The organism is Breoghania corrubedonensis (genome assembly GCF_003053845.1).
Lineage (GTDB): Bacteria > Pseudomonadota > Alphaproteobacteria > Rhizobiales > Stappiaceae > Breoghania > Breoghania corrubedonensis.
The window spans coordinates 245,347-267,541 of the sequence record NZ_QAYG01000006.1; the positions used below are offsets into that span (position 1 = coordinate 245,347).

The 22,195-nt window shown below is 64.2% G+C and carries 16 protein-coding genes; 7 read left to right on the plus strand and 9 right to left on the minus strand.

Going from position 1 to position 22,195, the window contains the following annotated elements; all coding sequences use genetic code 11:
* The first annotated feature begins 97 nt into the window (after positions 1-97).
* The 6 genes from C8N35_RS16345 (at position 98) to C8N35_RS16370 (ending at position 8,723) form a co-directional block, all read left to right on the plus strand.
* Positions 98-2,149 (plus strand): NADH:flavin oxidoreductase, encoded by a 2,052-nt coding sequence (locus C8N35_RS16345; RefSeq protein WP_107990778.1) that lies wholly within the window; start codon positions 98-100, stop codon positions 2,147-2,149.
* 4 nt (positions 2,150-2,153) lie between these two features.
* The gene (locus C8N35_RS16350; protein WP_107990779.1) at positions 2,154-4,046 is read left to right on the plus strand and encodes a DUF3483 domain-containing protein; all 1,893 of its coding nucleotides are present in this window, start codon (positions 2,154-2,156) and stop codon (positions 4,044-4,046) included.
* Positions 4,043-5,263: an electron transfer flavoprotein subunit alpha/FixB family protein gene (locus tag C8N35_RS16355; protein WP_107990780.1), complete on the plus strand. Its 1,221-nt coding sequence runs from the start codon at positions 4,043-4,045 to the stop codon at positions 5,261-5,263. The genes C8N35_RS16350 and C8N35_RS16355 overlap by 4 nt, the downstream gene beginning before the upstream one ends.
* Entirely contained in the window at positions 5,256-6,044 is a 789-nt protein-coding gene (locus C8N35_RS16360) for an adenine nucleotide alpha hydrolase family protein (protein ID WP_107990781.1), read from the plus strand. The genes C8N35_RS16355 and C8N35_RS16360 overlap by 8 nt, the downstream gene beginning before the upstream one ends.
* Before the next feature lie 206 nt (positions 6,045-6,250).
* Entirely contained in the window at positions 6,251-7,543 is a 1,293-nt protein-coding gene (locus C8N35_RS16365; RefSeq protein ID WP_107990782.1) for an aromatic ring-hydroxylating oxygenase subunit alpha, read from the plus strand.
* A 73-nt stretch (positions 7,544-7,616) separates the two neighbouring features.
* Positions 7,617-8,723, plus strand: a complete 1,107-nt coding sequence (locus C8N35_RS16370; RefSeq protein ID WP_107990783.1) for an FAD-binding oxidoreductase — start codon at positions 7,617-7,619, stop codon at positions 8,721-8,723.
* A gap of 448 nt (positions 8,724-9,171) precedes the next feature.
* Here the strand turns inward: C8N35_RS16370 and proX are convergent, their stop codons facing one another.
* From proX to C8N35_RS16415, 9 genes are all read right to left on the minus strand, one after another.
* Positions 9,172-10,173: a glycine betaine/L-proline ABC transporter substrate-binding protein ProX gene (gene proX / locus C8N35_RS16375; protein WP_107990784.1), complete on the minus strand. Its 1,002-nt coding sequence runs from the start codon at positions 10,171-10,173 to the stop codon at positions 9,172-9,174.
* A 99-nt stretch (positions 10,174-10,272) separates the two neighbouring features.
* Entirely contained in the window at positions 10,273-11,208 is a 936-nt protein-coding gene (locus tag C8N35_RS16380; RefSeq protein WP_107990785.1) for an ABC transporter permease, read from the minus strand.
* Entirely contained in the window at positions 11,205-12,470 is a 1,266-nt protein-coding gene (locus tag C8N35_RS16385; RefSeq protein ID WP_107990786.1) for a quaternary amine ABC transporter ATP-binding protein, read from the minus strand. Before C8N35_RS16385 ends, C8N35_RS16380 begins: the two co-directional genes overlap by 4 nt.
* A gap of 548 nt (positions 12,471-13,018) precedes the next feature.
* Positions 13,019-13,243 carry a formate dehydrogenase subunit delta gene (locus tag C8N35_RS16390; RefSeq protein ID WP_107990787.1) on the minus strand — a complete coding sequence of 75 codons (225 nt, stop codon included), beginning with the start codon at positions 13,241-13,243 and terminating at the stop codon, positions 13,019-13,021.
* 101 nt (positions 13,244-13,344) lie between these two features.
* Positions 13,345-16,227 (minus strand): formate dehydrogenase subunit alpha, encoded by a 2,883-nt coding sequence (gene fdhF / locus C8N35_RS16395; protein ID WP_107990788.1) that lies wholly within the window; start codon positions 16,225-16,227, stop codon positions 13,345-13,347.
* Positions 16,228-16,234: 7 nt separating this feature from the next.
* The gene (locus C8N35_RS16400; RefSeq protein WP_107990789.1) at positions 16,235-17,803 is read right to left on the minus strand and encodes a formate dehydrogenase beta subunit; all 1,569 of its coding nucleotides are present in this window, start codon (positions 17,801-17,803) and stop codon (positions 16,235-16,237) included.
* Entirely contained in the window at positions 17,800-18,279 is a 480-nt protein-coding gene (locus C8N35_RS16405; RefSeq protein WP_107990790.1) for a formate dehydrogenase subunit gamma, read from the minus strand. Before C8N35_RS16405 ends, C8N35_RS16400 begins: the two co-directional genes overlap by 4 nt.
* Positions 18,280-18,383: 104 nt before the next feature.
* Complete coding sequence (locus C8N35_RS16410) at positions 18,384-19,283, minus strand: LysR family transcriptional regulator (RefSeq protein ID WP_107990791.1); 900 nt, start codon at positions 19,281-19,283, stop codon at positions 18,384-18,386.
* A 164-nt stretch (positions 19,284-19,447) separates the two neighbouring features.
* Complete coding sequence (locus C8N35_RS16415) at positions 19,448-20,245, minus strand: IclR family transcriptional regulator (protein WP_245926823.1); 798 nt, start codon at positions 20,243-20,245, stop codon at positions 19,448-19,450.
* Positions 20,246-20,511: 266 nt separating this feature from the next.
* On the opposite strand from C8N35_RS16415, the gene C8N35_RS16420 reads away from it, so the two are divergent.
* The gene (locus C8N35_RS16420; RefSeq protein ID WP_107990793.1) at positions 20,512-22,038 is read left to right on the plus strand and encodes a M81 family metallopeptidase; all 1,527 of its coding nucleotides are present in this window, start codon (positions 20,512-20,514) and stop codon (positions 22,036-22,038) included.
* The last annotated feature ends 157 nt before the right edge of the window (positions 22,039-22,195 follow it).

A 22,195-nucleotide genomic window follows, 5' to 3' on the forward strand; every position in this document is an offset into this window, starting at 1 on the left:
CGCGACATCCTGTCGCAATCCGCGCAGGACTTGTCGCAAAGGGATGTGAAGCCGGCTTGCAGCGATTTCAAACTCGGATCGTGAAAGGAAGCTGCCGATGTCCGCTCCGCACGATGCCCTGCTCCGCCCGCTGACGATCAAGGGGCTCACGATCCGCAACCGGATCATGAGCACCAGCCACGCGCCCTCTTATGGCAAGGACGGACGGCCGCAGGAGCGCTACCAGCTCTATCACGAGGAAAAGGCCAAGGGCGGCATCGGGCTCACCATGTTCGGCGGGTCGTCGTCGGTCTCGCCCGACAGCCCGGCTGCGCCGTGGAACCAGATCTCGGTCGCCGATGACGGGGTGATCCCGCATTTCCGCGCTTTTTCCGAACGCATCCATTCCCACGGCGCGGCGCTGATGGTGCAGCTCACGCACATGGGGCGGCGCACGCGCTGGGATACGGAGAACTGGCTCGCGACCGTCTCGCCCTCGCGCGAACGGGAACCGGCAAGCCGGTCCATCCCGAAGGAGATGGAGGACACCGACATCGCCCGGGTGGTGGCCGATTTCGCCGCCGCCGTTCGCCGTTGCAAGGAGGGCGGGCTCGACGGATGCGAACTGTCCGCCGCCCACGGGCATCTGATCGACCAGTTCTGGAGCCCGGCCACCAACAAGCGGACGGACGAGTACGGCGGAAGCCTGGAAAACCGCATGCGCTTTTCTGTTCAAGCGCTGGAGGCGGCGCGGGCGGCGGTGGGCGACGACTACATCATCGGCATCCGCATGTCGGGCGACGAACTGATCGACGACGGGCTCTCGCACGAGGATTGCCTGACGATCGCGCGCACGCTCACCGAGCGGGGGCTGGTGGATTTCGTCAATCTTATCGGCGGGCAGGCGCGCGATCACATCGCGCACGCGATCTCGTTGCCGAACATGTCGTTTCCGGTCGCGCCCTTTCTGGCGCTCGCCAGCGCGATCAAGCGCGAGGTTGGCGTTCCGGTCTTCCATGCCCAGCGCATCACCGATCTGGCGACGGCGGCGCGCGCGGTGGAGGAAGGCCATATCGACATGGTGGCGATGACGCGGGCCCATATCGCCGACCCGCATATCGTGAAGAAGCTGATGGAGGGGCGGGCCGACGATATCCGCCAATGCGTCGGCGCGGGCTATTGCATCGACCGGATCTATGCCGGCAACGACGCCCTGTGCATCCAGAACGCGGCGACGGGACGGGAAGCCTTCATGCCGCACGTGATCGCCAAGGCGGAGAAGGCGCGGCGTGTGGTGGTGGTCGGTGGCGGTCCGGCGGGGCTCGAAGCCGCGCGGGTGTCGGCCGAACGCGGGCATCATGTCGTGCTGTTCGAGAAGGACACCACGCCCGGCGGGCAGGTGAGGATTGCGGCGAAGGCGACATGGCGTGAGGCGTTGACCGGCATTACCCGCTGGCTCTTCCTGCAGGCGGAAAAGAAGGGCGTCGATATCCGTCTCGCCACGGAAGCGACGGCGGACGCGATATCCGCCGAGACGCCGGACGTGGTGCTGATCGCGAGCGGCGGGACGGCGAACCGTGGCTCCATTCCGGGTGCTGAACTGGCGCATACGACGTGGGAGGTGCTGACCGGCGCGGTGGAGCCGGCCGAAAGCATTCTGGTCTATGACGGCACGGGTCAGCATCACGCGCCTTCGTGTGCCGAGGTGTTGGCGAAGAAGGGCGCGCTGGTCGAGATCGCGACGCTCGACCGGATGGTGGGCGAGGAGATCGGCGGTACCAACCAGCCGATCCACCTTCGTGAGCTTTACAAGCTTGGTGTGATCCTGTCGCCGAACCTCCAGCTCATCGAGATCTATCCTGAAGGCAACAAGCGGGTCGCGGTGCTGCGCAACGAATACACGCTGGAGGAAGAGGAACGTCTGGTCGATCAGGTTGTGGTGGAATTCGGCACGCTGCCGGTCGACTGGCTTTATCGCGATCTCAGAGAGACATCCGTCAATCGCGGCGAGACGGATCTGGACGCGCTGCTCTCAGGTCGGCCGCAGCCCTCGGTGGAGGGGCTCAACGGGGCTGGCGGTTTCGCGCTGTTCCGGCTCGGCGATGCGGTCGCGGGTCGCAACATTCACGCCGCGATCTACGACGCGGCCCGGCTCTGCAAGGATCTGTGACGCCATGGCCGGGGCGCTCGCCGGCTGGCTGACGGTTGGGCTGCTCGTTGCGGCCGTCGTGATCGCCGTGCACCATTCGCGGCGCTGGCGTGCCGGGGCGGCGGCCGAGGTCGATCTGGTCGCAGGGCTCAAGGCGTTGCCGAAGCGCTATCTCGTCGATGTGCATGATGTGGTTGGGCGCAAGCCGTTCAACGCGCGCTTTCATGCGCTGACTGCGGGCGGCTTTCTCGCCTCGCTGGTGCTGCTGGTTCTCGCCGTCGTGCCGTGGTTTCGCGGGCCTCTCCTTTGGGGGCTCGCGGCGTTGGCGCTCGCTCTCATGCTTGCCGGGGCGTTGATGGTCGGCTGGCGGCGTCACGTCGTGAAGCCGACGGAGCTTTCCGGTGGCCGCTTCGCGCGCCTGCCGGTCTCGCTGATCGCCTATGCGGCGGGACTGCTGGTCGTGGCGCTTGATCGCGTGGCGGGCGGTGCGTTGCCGCATGGCGTGACGCTGGTGCTCGCGGGTGTCGGACTGTTTGGCGGCGCGGATCTGCTGGTCGGTGTCGGGAGGGGGCCTCTCAAGCACGCGCTTCATGGTGCGCTGTATCTCGTTGCTCATCCTCGGCCCGGGCGATTTTCAGGTCGGGACCGGGGAGGAGAACGGAAGCGTGACAGCGCGCTCGCCCCGCTCAATCTCGACGACGCGAAACTCGGCGTGGAAGTGCCGCTCGACTTCGCCTGGAACCGGCTCCTCGGTTTCGAGGCCTGTGTCCAGTGCGGACGGTGCGAGAGCGTGTGCCCGGCCTACGCTGCCGGGCTGCCGCTCAATCCCAAGGCGCTGATACAGGATCTCGTCGGCGCGATGGAGGGCGGCGCGGCGGATTATGCCGGTCATGGCCACCCGGGGCGTTCTGTGGCGGGAGCGCGCGGGCCGCACCTGCCGGTGGTGGGAGAGGGCGCGGCGATCCATCCAAATACGCTGTGGGCCTGCACCACGTGCCGTGCCTGCGTCGATGCCTGCCCGATGATGATCGAGCATGTGGATGTCATCGTCGATCTGCGCCGGTTCGAGACGCTGGAGAAGGCGTCCGCCCCCGGCAAGGCGCCGGGCGTGCTTGAGGAGCTGCGCATCGCGGACAATCCCGGCGGTTTTCCTGCGGTGCGCCGCATCGACTGGGCGTTCGATCTCGCGCTGCCGCTGGCGCGCGAGCGGGAGAAATTTGACGTTCTGCTCTGGCTCGGCGATGCGGCCTTCGATCTGCGCGGGCAACGCTCGCTGCGCGCATTCATCCGGCTTTTGAAAAAGGCGGGTGTCGATTTCGCGGTTCTTGGCGAGGATGAACTCGATTGCGGCGATCTCGCCCGCCGGCTCGGCGACGAGGCGACGTTTCAGGATTTAGCCCGGCGCAACATCGCGAGGCTGGAAGGCCTGTCCTTCCGCCGCATCGTGACGATGGACCCGCACGCGCTGCACGTCATCAGGAACGAATACCCCGCCTTTGGCGGGGCGTTCGAGGTGGTTCATCACACCGCGTTGCTGCTGGAGCTGGTGGAAGGCGGACGTCTTACGCTGGGATCGCTGTCGGGCACGCTTACCTATCACGACCCCTGTTATCTGGGACGCTACAACGGCGTGACGGAGGCGCCACGCCGGTTGCTCGACATGCTGGGCATGGAGCGCCGCGAAATGGAATTTTCCGGCCTCGCCTCGCGCTGCTGCGGCGGGGGAGGAGGCACGTCTGTTACCGATGTCGCTGGAGACCGCCGCATTCCCGACGTGCGGATGGAGCAGGCGCGCGAAACCGGAGCGGCCTGCATCGCTGTCGCCTGTCCCAATTGCACGGTGATGCTGGAGGGCGTCGTCGGGCCTCGTCCGGAGGTGAAGGAGATCGCGGAATTGGTGCTGGAGGCGACGGAATGAAGATGCGTCGCGATCCAAGATCCGAGCGCGAGGCGCGTCGATCGACGGGCGGCGAGCGGCCGCGCTTTTCGCTCATGGTGCTGAAGCCTGCCGTCGGGCGCCTGCGCCGCAGTCCCAGGATCGTGCGCCAGGCCGCAACGGTCTCGATATCGCCGCGTCTCAGGATCGCGTGGAATGGCAGGGTCGCTCCGCAGGCAAGCGGGGCTGTGCTTGCCGCACGCGCGCCTGTCGAAACCATGCGTGTCGTCGCCGAGCCCGCGTTTCATGTGCTTGTCGTTCCGGACACGGATGGCGAAGGCGGATTGAGCGAGATCGACCGTCAATTGATCGCGGCCGGCCGCTCGTTGGCCGATTCCGGTGGCGGCGCGGTTTGCGCGCTTGCGCTGCAAGGCGGGGACGATCTCGGCGGAGCGGGAGCCGACCGCGTTATCGCTGTCACGGGCATCGAACCGCTCGCCTACGATCCGGAAGGCCGGACTGCGGCCGTCCTGACAGCGATCGCGATCCTGTCGCCGCGCCACGTACTCTTTGCCGAGACACCCGATGGGTCCGATATCGCGCGCCGGGTGGCGGCGCGGCTGGGCGAGCGGTTGTTTGCTGGCGCAGATGCGCTGGAGGCGGGATCGGACGGAGACACGCGGGCGCTCAGGCGGGCGCAGGGCGGCAGTCTGGCGCAATCGGCGAAGCTGCCGCGGCTTGTTTCGATCATGCCGGATGCCTTCCCTCTCCACGCGGGACTGCCACATGAAGGACGTCCGCTCGACGAGGTGCCGATGGGGGCGGCGGACCGACGTATCTCGGCTTCCCGGCCTCTGACGGTCGACCCCGATACGATCGCGCTGGAGGAGGCCGATTTCCTGTTGAGCGGCGGCAATGGCGTCACCGACTGGCAAGGCTTCGCGGACCTTGCGGAAGCGCTCGGCGCGACGCGGGCGGGGAGCCGCGTCGTTTGCGATCAGGGCCATCTGCCGCGTGAACGCCAGGTAGGTGCCTCCGGCACGTTGGTGACGGCGGGCTGCTATTTCGCGCTCGGGATTTCCGGTGCGCCGCAGCATCTGCAGGGGATCACGCGCGTCGGCCATGTGGTGGCGGTCAATACCGATCTCCATGCGGAGATGATCAAGCGGGCCGATCTCGCCATCGTCGCGGATGCGCAGGCAGTGATGCCGGCGCTGATCCGCCTGCTGGCCGAACGCAAGGGAGGGGGCGATGATTAGAGTGGCGGCGCTTCTCTCGATTGGCCGGCACCCCGCAAGCGGGCGGGCGCGGCGCGCCGGGCTCGATGCCCGGGGGCTCGAACTGGCGCTGCGGATGCCAAATGCGGAAGTCCGTGCCTTTCATGCGGGCGATCCGCACGCGGCGAGCTTGCGCGACTATCTCGGCATGGGGCTTGAAACGCTGAATGTCCTCAACGTCGCGCCGGGCTGCGATCCTGTGCCGGCTCTGGTCGAGGCGTTGCGCGGCGTCGGCCCCGATCTGATTATCTGCGGCATGCGCGCGGAGGCGGGGGAGGGGAGCGGGATGGTGCCCTATCTGATCGCCGAGGCGTTGGGCCATGCGGTTGTCTGCGACGCGGCCGCGATCGAATGCGCGTCCGGCACGGCGCGCGTGGTGCAGGGGCTGCCGCGCGGACGCAGGCGGGAGGTCGTGGTTACGCTACCCGCGGTCGTCCTCGTCAATAGTGCGGCGCCGGCCGCCCGCGCTCCCGCCTTTGCCAGGGCACGGCGTGGCCGGATCGTCCCGCATCCGGTGGAGGCCCGCGAGGATGCGTTTCTCGCGGCCTGCGAGATGCGGCCCTGGCGCGCGCGACCGAAACGGATGGCGGTGCCTTCCGGGGGCTCCGCCCAGGAGCGGATGAAGGCGCTGACGGAGGCAAAGGCGGGGGAGGGACGGTTGCTCGTGAACCCCGTGCCCGAGGAGGCCGCGCGCGCGGTCCGCGACTATCTCGTCGAGAAGCGCTTTCTTCGCGGTGCGGGTGATGGCGATGGGCGCGGCTGACCGGTCCGCCAGTGGCGCCGTCCTGCCGCCACCTGCGACGCTGCGAAGGTCACGTATCGGAAGGGGGCTGCCGCAGGTGCGAGGCGGCTGCGGGCAAAACTTGTCGGTTCCAGAAAACACTCTGTCGCAAATGAGTAACCGGCATCGATTGCGCGGGATGACAATCGGTCGCAGTTCTGGTTCCCAAGCATCGGGGAGCGTTTGGCATGACGGTCCATCCAACGGTCGAGGAATTGCTGCAAAGACGCGAGCAGGGCCACAGCCTGGAGGCGCCGCTCTATACGCGTGCCGACGTCTTCGATCTGGACATGGACGTGATCTTCCGCCGCCACTGGATCTTCGTCGGGGTGGAACCGGACGTGCCGGAGCCGGGCGATTGCATGACGGTGGAGGTTGGCGCCAGCTCGGTGCTGATCCTGCGCGGCGAGGACATGCAGATCCACGCCTTCCACAATGTCTGCCGTCATCGCGGGGCACGGCTCGTCACGGCCGAGAAGGCGACCATCGGCAACATCGTGTGCCGCTATCACGGCTGGACCTATGGCGAGACCGGCGCGTTGCTCTTCGCCGAGCATATGGGACCCGAATTCGATACGTCCTGCCACGGGCTGAAGCCCGTCCATCTGCGCACGCTCGCTGGGCTCATTTTCATTTGTCTCGCTGCCGAGGCGCCGGATGATTTCGACCGCATGGCCGAGACGATAGCGCCCTATATCGGCCCGCACGATATCGCCAATTCCAAGGTCGCCTATTCCTACGATCTCATCGAGGAGGGCAACTGGAAGCTGACGATGGAAAACAACCGCGAGTGCTATCACTGCGCGGGCAACCACCCCGAACTGACCATACCGCTGCAGGCCTACGGTTTCGGTTTCGCGCCCGACGAACTCGACGCGTTTCATCGCGCCGATGCCGCAAGCTACGAGGGAGCGCAGGCGTCGGCGAGCGCGCGCTGGACCGAAATGGGGCTGCCCTCGGCAGAGCGCGAGGAACTGCTGAACGCGACGGGCTTTCGGGCAGAACGGCTGGTGCTTTCGGGGGCGGGCGAGTCCCACACCCTCGACACACGCAGGGCATGCGGCAAGCTGATGGCCGATTTCACGCAGGCCGACCTCGGCGCGCTGTCCTTCTGGACCCAGCCCAACTCCTGGCACCACTTCATGGCTGATCACGCTGTGACCTTCATGGTGATGCCGCTGGCCCCGAATCGCACGCTGGTGCGCACGAAGTGGCTGGTTCACAAGGACGCCGCCGAGGGGCGCGACTACGATCTGGAAAATCTCATCCGGGTCTGGACCGCGACCAATCAGCAGGACGCGGACCTTGTCGCATTGACGCATGGCGGCGTATCGGAACCGGCCTATGAGCCGGGGCCCTATTCCCGCTTCACGGAAGGCCTGGTGGAGAAATTCTGCCAGTGGTACGTCGCCCGGATGTCGCGGCATCTGCTCGATGCAGCCCTTCGCATGCCGGCCGGTGCGCCGGTGGCGGCAGAGTGACGATGACAGAGAATGATTGTGTCGGGGATCGTGCCGGTTCGCCGGGCACTTCGAGCAGAAGGACACGTCCGCCATGCTGCTTCAGCCACCACCGCGAGATGTTCGGGAATTCGAGGCCGTGCTGCCCGAGTGGAACCCGGATGTGGATGACATGCTCGTCTGCCGTCAGGTCCGCGAGGAGACGCACGACGTCAAGACGTTCGTCTTTTCCGCGCGCTACCCCTGCCAGTTCCGCTTCCGGCCCGGGCAGTTCCTGACGTTTGACCTGCCGCTTGAGGGCGGAATGATCCAGCGCTGCTACACGATTTCCGCCTCCGCCGCGCGGCCCTTCCGGGCGACGATAACGGTGAAGCGCGTGCCGCGCGGACCGGGCTCCAACTGGCTGCATGACAATCTCAAGCCGGGCTCCGAGATCCGCGCCGTCGGACCAATGGGCGAGTTTGTGCCGGATCTGTTTTCGGAGAAGAAATGGCTGCTGCTTTCGGCCGGAAGCGGCATCACGCCGCTGATGTCGATGGCACGCACGGCAGCGGATCTCGGCGATGACCGCGACATCATCTTCCTCCACGCGGCCCGAAGCCCGCGCGACATCATCTTCCGGCAGGAACTCGACATGATGGCGCGCCAGCAGGAGGGCATGCGGTTGGCGCTTATCTGCGAGAGCCTGTCTGAGGAAAAGAGCTGGCCCGGGCTGACCGGGCGGCTGTCGAACGTGATGCTCCAGCTGATCGCGCCCGATCTCGATGAGCGCGAGGTCTATTGCTGCGGACCGGAGCCGTTCATGGAAGCGGTGAGGGTCATGCTTGTCGAACTCGGCTACGACATGGAGCGCTATCACCAGGAGAGCTTCGACTTCGCCGTCATGGAGGAGGAAGAGCCATTCGAGATGCCGGTCGTCGATGACGGGGTCGAGCATGCGACGTTTCGGGTGGAACTCGCGCGAAGCGGTCAGGTTCTGGAATGTGGGCCGGACATGACCATCCTGAACGCGGCGCGCGCGGCCGGCTTGCGGTTGCCGTCCTCATGTGCGCGGGGGCTTTGTGGAAGCTGCAAGAGCCACATGGTGTCGGGCTCCGTCGACATGAAGCACGGCGGCGGCATCCGCCAGCGCGAGATCGACCAGGGCCAGATCCTGCTGTGCTGTTCCAGGCCGACTTCGGACGTGGTGATCGACCGGTAGGGGGCACGGAGACAGAGATCGGTGCGTGGGGCCCATCCTTCGAGACGGCGCTGTCGGCCCTCCTCAGTGTCTGGCCCGGAATTGGTGTTATGGTACGTGCGTGCTGCAATATCGACGTTTGTCCCTGTAGAGAGCCACAGGCACCATTGTCATCCCCGCGCAGGCGGGGATCCAGTAACCACTGAACTTTCTTATAGAATTGACTGGCAGCTCTCACGGGGTGCTGGATCCCCGGCTGCGCGGGGATGACAGCCAGGGGCAAGCCGCACGCATTTCGGCCCAGACACTCAGGAGCGCTCGCAAGAGCGCGTCTTGAAGGATGGGCGACGTGCTCACGTCAAACCATGAAACGCTCTAGTCATCTCCAGACAGTCCCGGAAACGAAAAAGACCGGGCACGCGGGGCGCCCGGTCCTGTCTTTTCCCGAAAAGGGCTATCGACGCGTGGCTTACTTCGCCGCGGCGCGGGCCGCTTCGAGCCAGCCGTCGACCTTCGACTGGTTCTTTTCGATCCAGGCAGCGGCCTGGGCCTTGATGTCGTCGTCGCCCTTGTTCATCGCAGAATTCTGCGCGTAGATGTCCGGCAGCGGGATGGAGACTTCCTCAAGCAGCTTGCGGACGGCCGGGTTCTTGTCGAGGAACGCGGTGTTGGCGACCGGAACGATGTCGTTGGCCTGGAAGCCCATCGTGCAGGGATCGGCGACACAGGTCTTCAGCCCCTTGGCGGGCTCCGGCATCTTGATGTCCTTGTTGGTGGTCGCTTCGATCCACATGACATCCTTGCCCGGCTTCAGCTCGTTCACGGTCCAGTTCGGCGTCCAGGTGTAGAACAGGACATGCTCGCCGCTCTGGTAGGAGGCGATGGCGTCGGCCATGGACGCCGAGTAACCGGCCTTGATCGGGTTGATGTCGTCACGCAGCTTCAGCTCGTCCAGCGTCTCGGAGATGCGCACTTCGCAGCCCCAGCCCGGGGGGCAGGCGACCAGATCGGCCTTGCCGTCGCCGTTGCGATCGAACGCCTTCTTGACTTCGGGACGCTTGAAGTCTTCCAGCGACTTGATGCCGAACTCGTCGATCGCGGCCTTGTCGACCAGGTAGCCCTGCAGGGCGCCGCCCTTGGCCACGGCGCCGACGATCTCGGCGCCCTGGTCGATGGTGGACTTGTAAGTCTCATGCAGCGGGAACCAGCCGTTGACCCACAGGTCCATGTCGCCCTGCGATACTGACTGATAGAAGGCCGGGGCATCCAGTGTGGTCGGTCCCTTGACCTCGTAGCCGAGTTTCTGCAGGAGCTGACTGTAGATTTCGGAATGGAACCAGCCGGTATCCCAGGTGGCTTGTGCCATTTTCACGGTGACACCTTCGCCGGGCTCTTCGGCCATGGCAGCCATCGGCGAAAGGCCGACCGCGATCACGGCCGCGGCTGTCAGGGAACGCAATAGATGAGGCATATGTCTCTCCGTCTTTGGAACGATATAGGAAGCCGGTGATCCTGGCAGGCCGGCTCCTTTGCGAAGCCGGGCCGCTATCGGCCCGGCACAGACGGCCCGTCAGGCCGTCTTGTCCTGCGATGCGGCAGGCGAGGCATTCGCCGTGTCCTGACCGCGGAAGAAGGTCAGCAGAGCTTCGCGCAGGGACATGCCCGTACGCGGTTCCGCCAGGCCCTGGGTAAGCCGGTCGAGCACGATCGCCAGAATGACGATGCCGACGCCGCCGGCCGTCGCGCCGCCCACGTCAAGCCGGCCGAGGCCGGTGTTGACGACGAGGCCGAGCCCGCCCGCGCCGATCAGCGCGGCGATGACGACCATCGAAAGCGCCAGCATCAGTGTCTGGTTGAGACCGGCCATGATGGTGCGCATGGCGAGCGGGATCTGAACTTCCCACAGCATCTGCCAGGGCGTCGAGCCGAAGGCCTCCGCCGCCTCGATAAGATCGCCGCGAACATTGCGGATGCCGAGGTTCGTCATGCGGATGATCGGCGGCAGCGCGAATATGATAGTGGCGATGATGCCCGGCGCCATTCCGACGCCAAAGAGCATGACGATCGGCACCAGATACACGAAGCTCGGCACCGTCTGCATGATGTCGAGGATCGGCCGGATGATCTTCCAGGCGAGGTCGTTTCTTGCCACGAGGATGCCTGTCGGCACACCGATGACGGTACAGAAGAGCACCGACGTGATGATCATCGAAAGCGTGGTCATGGTTTCAGGCCACAGCTCGATGAAATCGATGAAACAGAAGCCGACGATGGTCAGGACCGCCATGCCGCGGCCGACGATGCGCCACGAAAGCAGCGTGAAGACGGCCGTCGTCACCAGCATCGGGACCCAGGCGAAGAACATGTCGAGCGCGTTCAGAACCTCGTTGACCGGCACCTGAAGGGCGCGAAAGAGCGGGCGGAAGTTCGGCACCAGGAAGCCGCGAACGAACGTGTTCACCCAGTCGTCGAACGGAATGACGAGCAGATCGTGCGGAGCGATCATTGCGGACTCCTCTTTTCTTGCTGTTCTTCTCCGTTGGTGGTGGAGCCGGTTTCGTCGGGTTTTTCGGCCTCGTCTTCGTGATTGGGCGCATTCTCTTCGTCGCCAACCAGATGTTCGAAGATGGTCTCCGCCGAGATCACGCCGACAAGCTTGCCATCGTCGTCGGTGACGGCGACGGACACGCCCGTCTGGGCGGGGCCATAAAGCTCGTTGAGATAGGCTCCCTCGTTGACCGATGGTGGCTCGGGCTTCATGAGCTTGGCGACGGATGTCCCCGGAGGGGCGTCGTTCGCATCCTGGCGGGTGATGTAGCCGGCAGCCGCCCCATCCTTGACGACATGGACGGTGTCGACGTCATTGAGGATCATCACCTTCAACGCGTCCGCCACCGTCGCCTTCGGCGAGATCTTGTGGGCTTCGAGCGCGATGTCGGAGGCGGTGTAGACGCGGCTCCTGTCGATGTCGGCAACGAAGGCGCGGACGTAGTCGTCCGCAGGCTGCGAGACGATGTCCTGCGCCGTGCCCACCTGAACGAAGGAACCGTCCTTCATGATGGCGATCCGGTCGCCCAGAAGCAGCGCTTCGTTGAGATCGTGGGTGATGAAGATGATGGTCTTCTTCAGTTCCTTCTGAAGAACGATCAGTTCGTCCTGCATCTCTCGCCGGATCAATGGGTCGAGTGCTCCGAACGGTTCGTCCATGAGAAGGATCTGCGGGTCGGTGGCAAGTCCGCGGGCAAGACCCACGCGCTGCTGCATGCCGCCGGAAAGCTCGCTGGGCAGACTGTCGGCATGATCCTGAAGCCCGACTTTCGAGAGGGACTCGATCGCGGCCTTGCGCCGTTCCTGCTTGCCGGCCCCCTTCATCTTCAGCCCGTAAGCAACGTTCTCGCCGACGGTCTTGTGCGGGAAAAGGGCGAAATGCTGGAAGACCATTGTGATCTTCTTGCGCCGGACCTCGCGCAGACGCGCCATCCCGCAGGAGGCGATATCGTCCTTGTCGATCCAGATTTCACCGGATGTCGGCGGGATCAGGCCGTTGAGCATTCGCACCAGGGTGGATTTGCCCGAGCCCGACAGGCCCATGATGACGAAGATCTCGCCTTCCTGAACCTCGAAGCTGACATCGTTTACGCCAACAACAACACCTGTTTCGCGAAAGATCTGTTCTTTCGTTTCACCGCGTTTGAGGCGTTCCAACCCCTCGCCCTTGTCATCATTGAAGAGCTTGGAGAGTTTTTTGACGATCAGTTTTGCTGTCATGTCCTCTCAGTAGCGTGCCTGAACTGAAAATGGAACCGCCAAAGCTCATGTCGTGGCGGCAATTAAGCTGGCATATGGACGCGCCTGCATGCCCAAATCGAAGGCAACGGTCAAGAGATTTCGGCTCCGGAAAACGAATACTGGGGGAGCAGTTGTATGCGGCTTTTCCCCGAAATTACCCGGAATGCGACCGAGATATCCCGCCCGTGTCCTGCTTCGTCTACCAGTGCGGCTTGAGGGAGGGACTATCCGAAATAATTCTAACGCAGCGAGAGAATTTCACAACGGCAAACCTATATTGACCGCCGGAATCGCTTCATTCAGATGAACTATTGTTCGAATACTAAGCGACACACGAGCCAGGGTTCTCTCTCAGAGAGAACCCTGGCTCGTGTGTCGCTGATAGAAGCCCCCCAAAAACCGGGCCGCGTGAGCGCGTACTGCATACTCATCGGAAGGTAGAACGCGGTACCACACGTTTTGGTTCCCAAAATACGGAAACCGAAATCGGCAGCAAAGGGGGCGTTTGCCGGTCCGGGCAGTTCGGTTCAGCTGGTTGTCTGAGGGAAATGGATGTCTCCAGCCGCCTCGATGACCAGTGGCTTCAGACCGTTATCATCATGGCGAAGGATATCGGCGAGCTGCCGGCGCATGCGTGGTTCCCAGAACTTGTTGATATGGGCGGCGACGCCCGCCGCCGCCTCATCCGGTGACTGGGACTGAAAGAATGTGGCGATCTGGTTTGCCTTGTAGACGAGCTTTGCGGCCGACATGGACGAGTTCCCCAATTTGATGACCGACGGCCTCAAAGAGGCCGGATGACGGTTCGCGTCCCGCCGCAACCCCTGGGCGCGGCGGGACGATGGCATTGACGCTACTCGGCGGCGTCGACAGACGACGCGATCCTGCGGGCCCGACGTGCCTGATCCTCGTATTCGAGCTGCCAGTCGCTCTGGCCGTTCGACGGCGAGATCTGGACGGCCGTCACCTTGTATTCCGGGCAACTCGTCGCCCAGTCGGAATAGTCGGTGGTGACCACGTTCGCCTGCGTCGAGGGGTGGTGGAAGGTGGTGTAGACAACGCCCGGCACCACCCGGTCGGTGATCAGCGCGCGCAGGCTCGTCTCGCCGGCGCGGCTGGCGATGCGGACCCAGTCGCCATCTTTCACGCCGCGCACTTCGGCATCGATCGGGTTGATCTCCAGCCGGTCTTCCTCGTGCCAGACGGAATTGGCGGTGCGCCGCGTCTGGGCGCCGACATTGTACTGCGACAGGATGCGGCCGGTGGTGAGCAGCAGCGGGAAGCGCGGACCGGTGCGTTCATCCGTCGCCACGTATTCGGTGCGGATGAACTTGCCCTTGCCGCGCACGAAGCCGTCCACATGCATGATCGGCGTACCTTCCGGCGCCTTGTCGTTGCACGGCCACTGGATGGAGCCCTTCTCATCCAGAAGCTCGTAGGTGACACCGGTAAAGCTCGGCGTGGTCAGGGCGATCTCGGCCATGATCTGGCTGGGATGGGTATAGGTCCAGTTCGCGCCCATCGCATTGGCGATCTCTTGCGTCACTTCCCAGTCTGCATACCCTGCCCTCGGCGTCATCACCTTGCGCACGCGATTGATGCGCCGCTCGGCGTTGGTGAAGGTGCCGTCCTTTTCGAGGAAGGTGGAGCCGGGAAGGAAGACGTGGGCGTAGTTCGCTGTCTCGTTGAGGAAGAGATCGTGGACGACGACGCACTCCATCGCCGCGAGCCCGGCCGCGACATGATGCGTGTCGGGATCGGACTGAAGAATGTCCTCGCCCTGGATGTAGATGCCCTTGAAGGAGCCTTCGACGGCCGCGTCCAGCATGTTGTTGATGCGCAGGCCCGGTTCGTCATTGAGGCTCACGCCCCAGATCTTCTCGAAGCTCTCGCGGACCTCGTCGATGGAGACATGCCGGTAGCCCGGGAACTCGTGCGGGAAGGAGCCCATGTCGCAGGAGCCTTGCACGTTGTTCTGGCCGCGCAGCGGGTTCACGCCGACGCCGGGTCGGCCGAGATTGCCAGTCGCCATGGCGAGATTGGCGATTGCCATCACCGTGGTGGAGCCCTGGCTGTGTTCGGTCACGCCGAGGCCGTAGTAGATCGCGCCGTTGCCGCCGGTCGCATAGAGCCGGGCAGCCCCCCTGATTTCTTCCGGATCGACACCGGAAAGCGCACCGACCGTTTCAGGGCTGTTTTCCTCACGGGAGACGAATTCCGCCCAGTCCTGAAACTCGTCCCAGTCGCAGCGCTCGCGGATGAAGGCCTCGTCGTAGAGCGTCTCGGTGACGATCACATGGGCGAGCGACGTCAGCACGGCGACGTTGGTGCCGGGCCTCAGCGGCAGGTGGTGGGCCGCCTCCACATGGGGCGTGCGTACCAGATCGATGCGCCGCGGATCAATGACGATGAGCTTCGCGCCCTGCCGGATGCGCTTCTTAAGCCGGGAGCCGAAGACCGGGTGTCCGTCGGTCGGATTGGCGCCGATCACCAGGATCACGTCGGATTGCTCGACGCTGTCGAAATCCTGCGTGCCGGCCGACGTTCCGAATGTCTGGCCGAGGCCGTAGCCGGTCGGCGAATGGCAGACGCGGGCGCAGGTGTCGGTGTTGTTGTTGCCGAAGACAGCGCGGGCGAGTTTCTGGACGAGGAAGGTCTCCTCGTTGGTGCAGCGCGAGGACGTGATCACGCCGATGCTCTCGCGGCCGTGCTGGTATTGCAACCGGCGGAACTCGCTCGCCACATGGGAAAGCGCTTCTTCCCAGGAAACCTCACGCCAGGGATCGGAGGTCTTTTCACGGATCATCGGGTTGAGGATGCGGTCGCCGTGGTTGGCGTAGCCGTAGGCGAAGCGACCCTTGACGCAGGAATGGCCGTGATTGGCCTTGCCGTCCTTGTAGGCCAGCATCCGCACCAGTTCGTCGCCGCGCATTTCAGCCTTGAAGGAGCAGCCGACGCCGCAATAGGCGCAGGTGGTGACGAGCGAATGCTCCGGCTGGCCGATCTCGATGATCGACTTTTCCTGAAGCGTTCCCGTCGGGCAGGCCTGCACGCAGGCGCCGCAGGACACGCATTCGGAACCGAGGAAGCTCTCGTGGGCACCCGGCGAGACGCGGGATTCAAAGCCTCGGCCCTCGATGGTCAGCGCGAAGGTGCCCTGAACCTCCTCGCAGGCGCGCACGCAGCGCGAGCAGACGATGCACTTGGACGGATCGTAGGTGAAATACGGGTTCGTCTCGTCCTTCGCCATCCAGCGGAAATTGTCGGTGCCGTCGGAGGCCTTTGCCTTGACGTGGTTTTCCCCGTCATAGCCGTAGCGCACGTCGCGCAGGCCCACCGCGCCCGCCATATCCTGTAATTCGCAATCGCCGTTGGCCGCACAGGTCAGGCAATCGAGCGGGTGGTCGGAGATATAGAGCTCCATCACGCCGCGGCGCAGCTTCTTCAGCCTGTCCGTCTGGGTGTGGACGACCAAGCCATCGGCCGCCGGCGTGGTGCAGGATGACGGCGTGCCGCGCCGGCCGTCGATCTCCACGAGGCAGAGCCGGCAGGAGCCGAAGGATTTCACCAGATCGGTGGCGCAGAGCTTCGGGATTGCGATGCCGGCCTCTGCCGCGGCGCGCATGATGGAGGTGCCTTCCGGCACTGTGACCTCAAATCCGTCGACCGTCAGCGTGACGGTCTTTTCGGATGCGACGGCCGGGGTTCCGAAATCGGGCTCTTGGATGAGTTTCATGGGCCTGTTACTCCGCCGCGTCCGCAAGGGTGCGGGGATGGAAGTCCTCCGGGAAATGGGTCAGCGCGCTCACCACGGGAAATGGGGTGAAACCTCCCAGTGCGCAGAGCGATCCGAACTTCATGGTTTCGCAAAGGTCGGTGACCAGTTCGATCTGGGCATCGACATTCTCGCCATCGGCCTTGCCGGCGGCGATGCGGTCGATCACCTCCACGCCGCGCACCGCGCCGATGCGGCAGGGGGTGCACTTGCCGCAGGATTCCAGCGCGCAGAACTCGAAGGCGAAACGGGCCTGCTTCAGCATGTTGACCGTGTCATCGAAGACGACGATGCCCGCATGGCCAATCAGGCCATCCGCGTCGGTGAAGGACTCGTAATCGAAGATCGTGTCGAATTTTTCAGGCGGGAAATAGGCGCCGAGCGGGCCACCCACCTGCACGGCGCGGATAGGACGCCCGGTCAGCGTGCCGCCGCCGATCTCCTCCACGATCTCGCCGAGCGGCAGGCCGAAGGCCGTCTCGAACAGGCCGCCGTGGCGTACGTTGCCGGCGATCTGGATCGGGATGGTTCCGTGCGACTTGCCGACGCCGTAATCGCGGTAGAACTCCGCGCCCTTGTCGAGAATGATCGGCACGCTGGCCAGCGACATGACGTTGTTGACCACCGTCGGGCGGCCAAGGAAGCCTTCCAGCGCGGGAAGCGGCGGCTTGGCGCGCACCACGCCGCGTTTGCCTTCCAGCGAATTCAGCAGCGAGGTTTCCTCGCCGCAGACATAGGCGCCGGCGCCCATGCGCACTTCCATGTCGAAAGCGCGGTCGGAGCCTAGCACGTCCGGCCCGAGCACGCCGGCCTTGCGGGCGATCCCGATCGCCTGTTCGACCGCCGCGATGGCGTCCGGGTATTCGGAACGCGTGTAGAGGTAACCCTTCGTCGCCCCGGTCGCGATGCCGGCGATCGCCATGCCCTCGATGAGGACGAAGGGATCGCCCTCCATGATCATGCGATCTGCGAAGGTGCCGCTGTCGCCTTCATCGGCGTTGCAGACGATGTATTTCTGATCGGCCGCGGCCTGAAGCACCGTGTTCCACTTGATGCCGGTGGGAAAGCCGGCGCCGCCGCGGCCGCGCAGACCCGACCGGGTGACCGTCTCGACGATCTCCTCTGGCGTCATCTTCACCGCGTTGCGCAGGCCGCGCAGGCCGCCGAATTCCTCGTAGCTTGCAAGCGAGTGCGGATCGGTGAGGCCGCAGCGGGCAAAGGTCAGGCGCGTCTGTTTCCTGAGGAAGGGAATTTCCTCCGTCAGTCCCTGCGAAAGGGCGTGGTGCGCGCCGGTTTGGAAACCTGCTTCAAACAGGCCGGCAACGTCGGAAGGGGTGACAGGGCCATAGGTGACGCGGCCTTGAGTCGTCTCCACCTCCAACATCGGCTCCAGCCAGTAGAGGCCGCGCGAACCGTTGCGCACGATCTCTATCTCGAGCCCGCGGCTTGCCGCCTCCGCCGTGATCGCCTCCGTGACTTCATCGGCGCCGAGCGCGATGGACGCGGAATCGAGCGGGACAAATATCCGGGTCGTCATGCGCTCACCTCCCGGATCGCGGCATCGAGACGGTCCTCGTCGAGACGGGCGACGAGCTTTCCGTCGACGGTCGCGGCGGGAGCCGAGGCGCAAAGGCCGAGGCAGAAGACGGGTTCCAGCGTGACCGCGCCGTCGGCGGATGTCTCGTGCCAGTCGAGGCCCAGCTGCTTTCTGGCATGGTCGGCAAGCCTTTCGCCGCCGAGCGACTGGCAGGCTTCCGCGCGGCAGAGCCTGATGACATGCCGGCCGGCGGGTTTTTCGCGGTAGTCATGATAGAAGCTCATCACGCCGTGAACTTCGGCGCGGCTCAGGTTCAGCTTTTCCGCAATGACCTTCACTGCCGCGCCGGGCACATATCCGTACGTTTCCTGGACATCGTGCAGGATCAGCAGCAGGGGACCTTCGCGCCCCGCGTGATCCTCGACTATTTCAGTCACACGTTTTGCAACTTCTTCGGCGGATGCCGGACACGTCATAGAGCGTCTCCCATACGCAGCAAATATAGAATTATTCTCAGGTAGTATGAGGCCGCGACATCAGCGCATTCAATAAAGCCGTACCGTTGTGCGATTGCACAATTCTATCGATGCGCCGGATCGAACGCGGAAATAGCCTTTGCCTGCTGTAGCAACGCCGCGATGACCGGCGTGTAAGGCTCTCGAAAATTCGCAATAATTCCAACGGTATGTGCGACATCTGGGGCGTCGATAGGCAGCGATCGGAGCGAGGGCAGGGGGGCAAAGGCTTCCACCAGCTTCGAAGGCATGATGCCAGACCATCTGCCGGAGCGGATATGGCTAAAAAGTGCAATGATCGAGTCCGACTCAAGCGTCGGTGCCGCGGTCACGCCCGCGTCTTCGAGGTGCTTGTCGATGATGCGCCGGTTCTGCATGTCCTGGGTCAAGAGGCACAGTGGAACGCTTGATGCCTCCTTCCATGTGACGCTTTTGCGCTCGGCGAAGGGCCCGCCTTCCATGGTCACGAAATGATAGTGCTCGCTATAGAGCGGGACCGACGTCATTTTTCCCAAGGGCTCGTTGTCGAGATAGGTGATGCCGACATCGACCTTCAGATCGACCACGAGCGACAGGATCTCGATGGAGCTGCGCGCAAGAATGGTGAAGCGAATGTCCGGGTGACGTTCGCAGAAGGGGGCGGTGAGGTCCTTCACCATTGTGAGAGCCGTCGGAATGACGGCGATACGCACGTCGCCGGTCAGGCCGTGGCGCGCGGCGTGCATTTCCTCCTGCATGGCGCGGGCATCGGAGACAATACGCCTTGCCCAGTCGAGCACCCGCATGCCCTCAGGCGTCAACCCCTGGAAGCGGGAGCCGCGCCGGACGAGCTTCACGCCAAGAAAATCCTCAAGCTGCTTGATCGCGGCCGACAGCGTCGGCTGGGTCACGCGACATTCCTCCGCCGCATGGCCGAAGTGCTTCTGCTTGGCGAGGGCGATGAACATCTCCAGCTTGTCGATCATGATGTTGAACGCTCCGGACTGGCCGATCTTCGCGCAGGATCGGGTGGAAAACCCGGCAGATGCGTCTCGCGACGGCACTGAAGGGGCCTAGCTGGAAACCTAGACCAGCAAGTGCGTTGCCGAAAGGCCGGCGGGCCGGCACGATCCGCACGAGATGTCGCGGGTCAGCGCCAGCTGATTGCGCGGGCTGCTTCCGTGGCGAGCGGGGCGAAGCGCGCGCAGAAGGTTTCCGGGTCCCATTCGGCAAGGGAGCCGGCAACGTGAATGGCGGCTTGCGGGCGGCCATCGGAACCGGAGATGGCGACGCCTATCGCGATTTCGCCGGCCTGTATCTGCTCAAGCGCCAGCGCATAGCCGTTCGCGCGCGCCTTGCGCACCTCGGCGCGGATGTCTTGCGGCGCGGTCAGCGTCTTGGCGGTGTAGGGGCGACAGTCGGAGCGTTCGATTATGTCCTCGACCTCGCCGTCGCTCATGCTGGCCATGATCGCCCGCCCGCCCGAGGTGCAGAAGACCGGTACGCTGTGACCCACAAGGGTTGCATAGAAAGTCTCGCGCTTCGATTGCAGGCGGGAGGCGTAGACGAGCCGCAGGTCGTCCAGCAGGCTGAGATCGACGCGCTCGCGTACGTTGCGGCGCAGCTCCAGCAGAACCGGCGAGGCGCGCTCGATCAAGGGGTTGAGGCGCAGGTAATCAAGTGCGTGATCGAGGATGCGGATGCCGGGTACATAGCCGCGATCTGTGGGATCGCGTTCGATGTACCCCAATTCGCGCAACGTGAAGACGACGCGCTGCACCGCGCTCTTTCCCAAACCGCAGGCGACGCCGATTTCCGCCAGCGTCAGCGGCTTGTCTGTCTGGTGGAAGCTGGAGAGGACCTGAATTGCCCTGGCAATCGACTGAACGAACAAGGGGTCGGAGGAATTGGCCGTGTCGCCCGCGCGCAATCCGCGGTCTGGTTGCACACTATTGGCTCCCACTTCGCCTCCAAAACAGTCACTCGGTCCATTGACCTGCATACGAAAACACCCTTAACGTATTTATCAATACAGTCGTATCGCTATGCGATACATCGCCGCGACACAAGCGCAATCCGAAGGATCACGTATCGATCTGTCTGTCTTTCCGCGCTCCCGTCCGTTCCCCCCGAACGTGGCATCCGGCAGGCCGGCCATCCGCCATCCGTATGGAGGTCCGCATGCCCTCGTGCCCGTCATGTTCAGGTAGTCGCATGGCCAAACGCATCGCCATTGCCGGGTTTCTGCATGAAACCAACACGTTCGCGCCTTCTCCGGCGACGCTTGAGGATTTCGTGCAAGGCGGTGGGCATCTGCCCATGTGCCGCGGGGCCGATATCATCACGCGGGCACGTGGTGTGAATGTGGGAATTGCGGGCGCCATCGAATATGGCGAGAGCAAGGGGTGGGTGATCGAGCCGCTTTTGTGGGCCGGGGCTATCCCATCCGCTCACGTGGAGGTGGCGGCCTTTGAGGGGATCGCGGGCGAGATGCTCGACCGGCTCGCGACAGCCGGACCGGTCGACGGTATCTATCTCGATCTGCACGGCGCGATGGTCTGCGAGCATCTGGACGACGGCGAGGGCGCGCTCATCGAGCGGGTGCGCAAGCTGGTGGGGCCGGACGTTCCGATCACCGTGAGCCTGGATCTGCATGGCAACGTGACGCCGCGCATGATGGAGAACGCCGATGTGCTGGTGGCGTATCGCACCTATCCACATGTGGACATGGCAGAGACCGGGCGGCGGGCTGCGGAGCAGCTCGACGCGCTGATGGCGCGGGCGCGGTCCTTCGCCAAGGCTTTTCGGCAGTTGCCCTACCTGATCCCGATCCCGTGGCAATGTACAGGCCTGGAGCCGGCGACGAGGCTTTATGATGCGGTCCGCAACGCGGAGGACGGCCCGGTCGTCAGCACGTCCTACCTGATGGGGTTTCCGGCGGCAGATTTCGAAGACTGTGCCCAGAGCGTGCTCGCCTATGCGTGGACGCAGGAAGAGGCCGACCGCACGGCCGATGCGCTCCGTGACCTTGTTCTGGCAGCGGAGGGGGAATTCGCCGGGCACGCCTATGGACCGGACGAGGGCGTGCGCGAGGCGATGCGCATTGCGGATGGCGCGAGGCGGCCGGTGGTGATCGCGGATACGCAGGACAATCCCGGTGCCGGCGGCAATTCCGATACCACCGGGATGTTGCGAGCGCTGGTGCGCAACAAGGCGCAGCGCGCGGCGATCGGCCTGATCGTCGATCCGCAGGCCGCCAGGTTCGCGCACGAGGCGGGCGAGGGGGCGATGGTCAGCCTGGCGCTCGGTGGCAAGTCCGGCATTCCCGGCGATGAACCGTTCGAGGCGGGGTTCCGGGTGGAGAGCCTGTCGAACGGCCGCGTCCGGGCGAACGGGCCCTATTATGGCGGGACGTTTCTGGAACTCGGTCTCTCCGCATGCCTGTCGATCGGCGGTGTGCGGGTGGTCGTCGCCAGCCGCAAGGCCCAGCTGGCCGATCAGGCGATGTACAGATTCGTCGGCATCGAGCCGCGCGATCAGGCTATTCTGGTGAACAAGAGCTCGGTGCATTTCAGGGCCGATTTCGAGACGATCGCGGAGACCATCATGGTCTGCACAGCGCCCGGACCGATGGCACTCGATCCCGCCGATCTGCCGTGGAGCCGTCTGAAGCCCGGAATGCGGATGTCACCGAAAGGACCGGCTTTCAAAGCAAGTATGATGAAGGGAGAACCTGCCTGAAATCGCGAAGAAGCAGGCGTTTGAATGAAGAGAGGGGGACAGGACGTCCACATTTTACCGGCAGTGACAAGGCTGGTGATAAATAACAACACCGCGAGATTCACCTTTAACCGGATGAGGGAAGACGATGTTGAGTGAGACGGACAGGATCCAGGGG

What these genes read in the sequence shown, in the direction of transcription:
- C8N35_RS16345 (WP_107990778.1), top strand. Translation starts at nt 98, where the DNA reads ATGTCCGCTCCGCACGATGCCCTGCTCCGCCCGCTGACGATCAAGGGG.
- C8N35_RS16355 (WP_107990780.1), top strand. Translation starts at nt 4,043, where the DNA reads ATGAAGATGCGTCGCGATCCAAGATCCGAGCGCGAGGCGCGTCGATCG.
- proX (WP_107990784.1), bottom strand. Translation starts at nt 10,173, where the DNA reads ATGCCTCATCTATTGCGTTCCCTGACAGCCGCGGCCGTGATCGCGGTC.
- C8N35_RS16365 (WP_107990782.1), top strand. Translation starts at nt 6,251, where the DNA reads ATGACGGTCCATCCAACGGTCGAGGAATTGCTGCAAAGACGCGAGCAG.
- C8N35_RS16405 (WP_107990790.1), bottom strand. Translation starts at nt 18,279, where the DNA reads ATGACGTGTCCGGCATCCGCCGAAGAAGTTGCAAAACGTGTGACTGAA.
- C8N35_RS16380 (WP_107990785.1), bottom strand. Translation starts at nt 11,208, where the DNA reads ATGATCGCTCCGCACGATCTGCTCGTCATTCCGTTCGACGACTGGGTG.
- C8N35_RS16420 (WP_107990793.1), top strand. Translation starts at nt 20,512, where the DNA reads ATGGCCAAACGCATCGCCATTGCCGGGTTTCTGCATGAAACCAACACG.
- C8N35_RS16410 (WP_107990791.1), bottom strand. Translation starts at nt 19,283, where the DNA reads ATGATCGACAAGCTGGAGATGTTCATCGCCCTCGCCAAGCAGAAGCAC.
- C8N35_RS16360 (WP_107990781.1), top strand. Translation starts at nt 5,256, where the DNA reads ATGATTAGAGTGGCGGCGCTTCTCTCGATTGGCCGGCACCCCGCAAGC.
- C8N35_RS16400 (WP_107990789.1), bottom strand. Translation starts at nt 17,803, where the DNA reads ATGACGACCCGGATATTTGTCCCGCTCGATTCCGCGTCCATCGCGCTC.
- C8N35_RS16370 (WP_107990783.1), top strand. Translation starts at nt 7,617, where the DNA reads ATGCTGCTTCAGCCACCACCGCGAGATGTTCGGGAATTCGAGGCCGTG.
- fdhF (WP_107990788.1), bottom strand. Translation starts at nt 16,227, where the DNA reads ATGAAACTCATCCAAGAGCCCGATTTCGGAACCCCGGCCGTCGCATCC.
- C8N35_RS16390 (WP_107990787.1), bottom strand. Translation starts at nt 13,243, where the DNA reads ATGTCGGCCGCAAAGCTCGTCTACAAGGCAAACCAGATCGCCACATTC.
- C8N35_RS16350 (WP_107990779.1), top strand. Translation starts at nt 2,154, where the DNA reads ATGGCCGGGGCGCTCGCCGGCTGGCTGACGGTTGGGCTGCTCGTTGCG.
- C8N35_RS16385 (WP_107990786.1), bottom strand. Translation starts at nt 12,470, where the DNA reads ATGACAGCAAAACTGATCGTCAAAAAACTCTCCAAGCTCTTCAATGAT.